A 5,205-nucleotide genomic window follows, 5' to 3' on the forward strand; every position below is an offset into this window, starting at 1 on the left:
GCTAAGCGACTTCCATATCTCACAGGGGGCAACCCCCAACTACTTCCGGCGTTCTAGGGCTTAACTGCTGTGTTCGGCATGGGTACAGGTGTATCTCCTAGGCTATCGTCACTTAACTCTGAGTAATACCTACTCAAAATTGAATATCTATCAAATACCAAGTAAACCTCACGCTTCGTATCCTCAGTTACTTTGGATAAGTCCTCGAGCTATTAGTATTAGTCCGCTACATGTGTCGCCACACTTCCACTTCTAACCTATCTACCTGATCATCTCTCAGGGCTCTTACTGATATATAATCATGGGAAATCTCATCTTGAGGTGGGTTTCACACTTAGATGCTTTCAGCGTTTATCCCTTCCCTACATAGCTACCCAGCGATGCCTTTGGCAAGACAACTGGTACACCAGCGGTAAGTCCACTCTGGTCCTCTCGTACTAGGAGCAGATCCTCTCAAATTTCCTACGCCCGCGACGGATAGGGACCGAACTGTCTCACGACGTTCTGAACCCAGCTCGCGTGCCGCTTTAATGGGCGAACAGCCCAACCCTTGGGACCGACTACAGCCCCAGGATGCGACGAGCCGACATCGAGGTGCCAAACCTCCCCGTCGATGTGAACTCTTGGGGGAGATAAGCCTGTTATCCCCAGGGTAGCTTTTATCCGTTGAGCGATGGCCCTTCCATACGGAACCACCGGATCACTAAGCCCGACTTTCGTCCCTGCTCGAGTTGTTGCTCTCGCAGTCAAGCTCCCTTATACCTTTACACTCTGCGAATGATTTCCAACCATTCTGAGGGAACCTTTGGGCGCCTCCGTTACCTTTTAGGAGGCGACCGCCCCAGTCAAACTGCCCGTCAGACACTGTCTCCGATAGGGATCACCTATCCGGGTTAGAGTGGCCATAACACAAGGGTAGTATCCCAACAACGTCTCCTTCGAAACTGGCGTCCCGATCTCTTAGACTCCTACCTATCCTGTACATGTGGTACAGACACTCAATATCAAACTGCAGTAAAGCTCCATGGGGTCTTTCCGTCCTGTCGCGGGTAACCTGCATCTTCACAGGTACTAAAATTTCACCGAGTCTCTCGTTGAGACAGTGCCCAAATCATTACGCCTTTCGTGCGGGTCGGAACTTACCCGACAAGGAATTTCGCTACCTTAGGACCGTTATAGTTACGGCCGCCGTTTACTGGGGCTTCAATTCATACCTTCGCTTACGCTAAGCACTCCTCTTAACCTTCCAGCACCGGGCAGGCGTCACCCCCTATACATCATCTTACGATTTAGCAGAGAGCTGTGTTTTTGATAAACAGTTGCTTGGGCCTATTCACTGCGGCTGACCTAAAGTCAGCACCCCTTCTCCCGAAGTTACGGGGTCATTTTGCCGAGTTCCTTAACGAGAGTTCTCTCGCTCACCTGAGGCTACTCGCCTCGACTACCTGTGTCGGTTTGCGGTACGGGTAGAGTATGTTTAAACGCTAGAAGCTTTTCTTGGCAGTGTGACATCACTAACTTCGCTACTAAACTTCGCTCCCCATCACAGCTCAATGTTATAGAACTAAGCATTTAACTCAATTCACACCTCACTGCTTAGACAGACACTTCCATTCGTCTGCTTTAGTTAGCCTACTGCGTCCCTCCATCACTACATACTCTAGTACAGGAATATCAACCTGTTGTCCATCGGATACACCTTTCGGTCTCTCCTTAGGTCCCGACTAACCCAGGGCGGACGAGCCTTCCCCTGGAAACCTTAGTCTTACGGTGGACAGGATTCTCACCTGTCTTTCGCTACTCATACCGGCATTCTCACTTCTATGCGTTCCAGCGCTCCTCACGGTACACCTTCTCCACACATAGAACGCTCTCCTACCATACCTATAAAGGTATCCACAGCTTCGGTAAATTGTTTTAGCCCCGGTACATTTTCGGCGCAGGGTCACTCGACTAGTGAGCTATTACGCACTCTTTGAATGAATAGCTGCTTCTAAGCTAACATCCTAGTTGTCTGTGCAACCCCACATCCTTTTCCACTTAACAATTATTTTGGGACCTTAGCTGGTGGTCTGGGCTGTTTCCCTTTCGACTACGGATCTTAGCACTCGCAGTCTGACTGCCGACCATAATTCTTTGGCATTCGGAGTTTATCTGAGATTGGTAATCCGGGATGGACCCCTCACCCAAACAGTGCTCTACCTCCAAGAATCTTTATGTCGACGCTAGCCCTAAAGCTATTTCGGAGAGAACCAGCTATCTCCAAGTTCGTTTGGAATTTCTCCGCTACCCACAAGTCATCCAAGCACTTTTCAACGTGCCCTGGTTCGGTCCTCCAGTGCGTCTTACCGCACCTTCAACCTGCTCATGGGTAGGTCACATGGTTTCGGGTCTACGACATGATACTAATGCGCCCTATTCAGACTCGGTTTCCCTACGGCTCCGTCTCTTCAACTTAACCTCGCATCATATCGTAACTCGCCGGTTCATTCTACAAAAGGCACGCTCTCACCCATTAACGGGCTCGAACTTGTTGTAGGCACACGGTTTCAGGTTCTATTTCACTCCCCTCCCGGGGTGCTTTTCACCTTTCCCTCACGGTACTGGTTCACTATCGGTCACTAGGGAGTATTTAGGGTTGGGAGATGGTCCTCCCAGATTCCGACGGGATTTCTCGTGTCCCGCCGTACTCAGGATTCTGCTAGGTACAAAGACTATTTAAAATACGAGGCTCTTACTCTCTTTGGCTGACCTTCCCAAATCATTCTTCTATAATCTTTGAGTCCACTTTGCAGTCCTACAACCCCGAAGAGTAAACTCTTCGGTTTGCCCTCCTGCCGTTTCGCTCGCCGCTACTAAGGCAATCGCTTTTGCTTTCTCTTCCTGCAGCTACTTAGATGTTTCAGTTCACTGCGTCTTCCTCCTCATATCCTTAACAGATATGGGTAACAGGTAGTACCTGTTGGGTTCCCCCATTCGGAAATCCCTGGATCATCGCTTACTTACAGCTACCCAAGGCATATCGTCGTTTGTCACGTCCTTCTTCGGCTCCTAGTGCCAAGGCATCCACCGTGCGCCCTTATTAACTTAACCTTATTTTTTGACCTTTCAGTCATAAACTCTTTTAATACTACAGCGTTTCGGTTTATTTTCTTGTTACTATTTGATATAGATATTCAATTTTCAATGTGCATTACTTGGTGATCTCTCACCAATGGAGCCTAGCGGGATCGAACCGCTGACCTCCTGCGTGCAAAGCAGGCGCTCTCCCAGCTGAGCTAAGGCCCCACAAGACCTCTCAAGACTAAACAAGACCAATGCGCAGTTCCTTATCCTTAGAAAGGAGGTGATCCAGCCGCACCTTCCGATACGGCTACCTTGTTACGACTTCACCCCAATCATCTATCCCACCTTAGGCGGCTGGCTCCTAAAAGGTTACCTCACCGACTTCGGGTGTTACAAACTCTCGTGGTGTGACGGGCGGTGTGTACAAGGCCCGGGAACGTATTCACCGCGGCGTGCTGATCCGCGATTACTAGCGATTCCGACTTCATGTAGGCGAGTTGCAGCCTACAATCCGAACTGAGACTGGCTTTAAGAGATTAGCTTGCCGTCACCGGCTTGCGACTCGTTGTACCAGCCATTGTAGCACGTGTGTAGCCCAGGTCATAAGGGGCATGATGATTTGACGTCATCCCCACCTTCCTCCGGTTTATTACCGGCAGTCTCGCTAGAGTGCCCAACTAAATGATGGCAACTAACAATAGGGGTTGCGCTCGTTGCGGGACTTAACCCAACATCTCACGACACGAGCTGACGACAACCATGCACCACCTGTCACCTCTGTCCCGAAGGAAAGCTCTATCTCTAGAGCGGTCAGAGGGATGTCAAGACCTGGTAAGGTTCTTCGCGTTGCTTCGAATTAAACCACATGCTCCACCGCTTGTGCGGGCCCCCGTCAATTCCTTTGAGTTTCAACCTTGCGGTCGTACTCCCCAGGCGGAGTGCTTAATGCGTTAGCTACGGCACTAAACCCCGGAAAGGGTCTAACACCTAGCACTCATCGTTTACGGCGTGGACTACCAGGGTATCTAATCCTGTTTGCTCCCCACGCTTTCGAGCCTCAGCGTCAGTTACAAGCCAGAGAGCCGCTTTCGCCACCGGTGTTCCTCCATATATCTACGCATTTCACCGCTACACATGGAATTCCACTCTCCCCTCTTGCACTCAAGTTAAACAGTTTCCAAAGCGTACTATGGTTAAGCCACAGCCTTTAACTTCAGACTTATCTAACCGCCTGCGCTCGCTTTACGCCCAATAAATCCGGACAACGCTCGGGACCTACGTATTACCGCGGCTGCTGGCACGTAGTTAGCCGTCCCTTTCTGGTAAGATACCGTCACAGTGTGAACTTTCCACTCTCACACTCGTTCTTCTCTTACAACAGAGCTTTACGATCCGAAAACCTTCTTCACTCACGCGGCGTTGCTCGGTCAGACTTCCGTCCATTGCCGAAGATTCCCTACTGCTGCCTCCCGTAGGAGTCTGGGCCGTGTCTCAGTCCCAGTGTGGCCGATCACCCTCTCAGGTCGGCTATGTATCGTCGCCTTGGTGAGCCGTTACCCCACCAACTAGCTAATACAACGCAGGTCCATCTGGTAGTGATGCATTTGCACCTTTCAATGAATTATCATGCGATAATCCATTTTATGCGGTATTAGCTATCGTTTCCAATAGTTATCCCCCGCTACCAGGCAGGTTACCTACGCGTTACTCACCCGTTCGCAACTCATCCACTCGGTGCAAGCACCAAGCTTCAGCGTTCTACTTGCATGTATTAGGCACGCCGCCAGCGTTCGTCCTGAGCCAGGATCAAACTCTCATTAAAAGTTTGAGTTCTCACTCATTTCTGTCACTGACAGATTTATTGTTTTTTCATTGTTCAGTACTATAATCTTAGTTATAGTGCCCTGCACATTGGTTCGTCTTGTTCAGTTTTCAAAGGTCTTTGTCACTCAATCTCTCTCAAGCGACAACTATATTAGTATATCACAGCTAACTCTCTCTGTCAACACTTTTTTGAAACTTTTTTGAACTTTTTTCATCAAGTGTTCCATCCGCAATATACCATAGTCCGTACGGGATTCGAACCCGTGTTACCGCCGTGAAAAGGCGGTGTCTTAACCCCTTGACCAACGGACCTTG

The 5,205-nt window shown here is 49.6% G+C and carries 2 tRNA genes and 3 rRNA genes; all 5 read right to left on the reverse strand.

The features are described from left to right. Positions 1-116: ribosomal RNA gene (gene rrf, locus ACIY14_RS09410) — 5S ribosomal RNA — on the reverse strand. Positions 117-192: 76 nt separating this feature from the next. Continuing rightward, positions 193-3,093, reverse strand: a 23S ribosomal RNA gene (locus ACIY14_RS09415). A 122-nt stretch (positions 3,094-3,215) separates the two neighbouring features. Further along, positions 3,216-3,288, reverse strand: a tRNA-Ala gene (locus ACIY14_RS09420). 51 nt (positions 3,289-3,339) lie between these two features. Continuing rightward, positions 3,340-4,888: ribosomal RNA gene (locus ACIY14_RS09425) — 16S ribosomal RNA — on the reverse strand. The 16S, 23S and 5S rRNA genes sit together here with 2 tRNA genes alongside, the layout of an rRNA operon. 242 nt (positions 4,889-5,130) lie before the next feature. Next, positions 5,131-5,202, reverse strand: a tRNA-Glu gene (locus ACIY14_RS09430). Positions 5,203-5,205: the final 3 nt, after the last annotated feature.

Origin of the sequence: Streptococcus sp. ST16 (assembly GCF_046098135.1) — a bacterium.
Taxonomy (GTDB): domain Bacteria; phylum Bacillota; class Bacilli; order Lactobacillales; family Streptococcaceae; genus Streptococcus.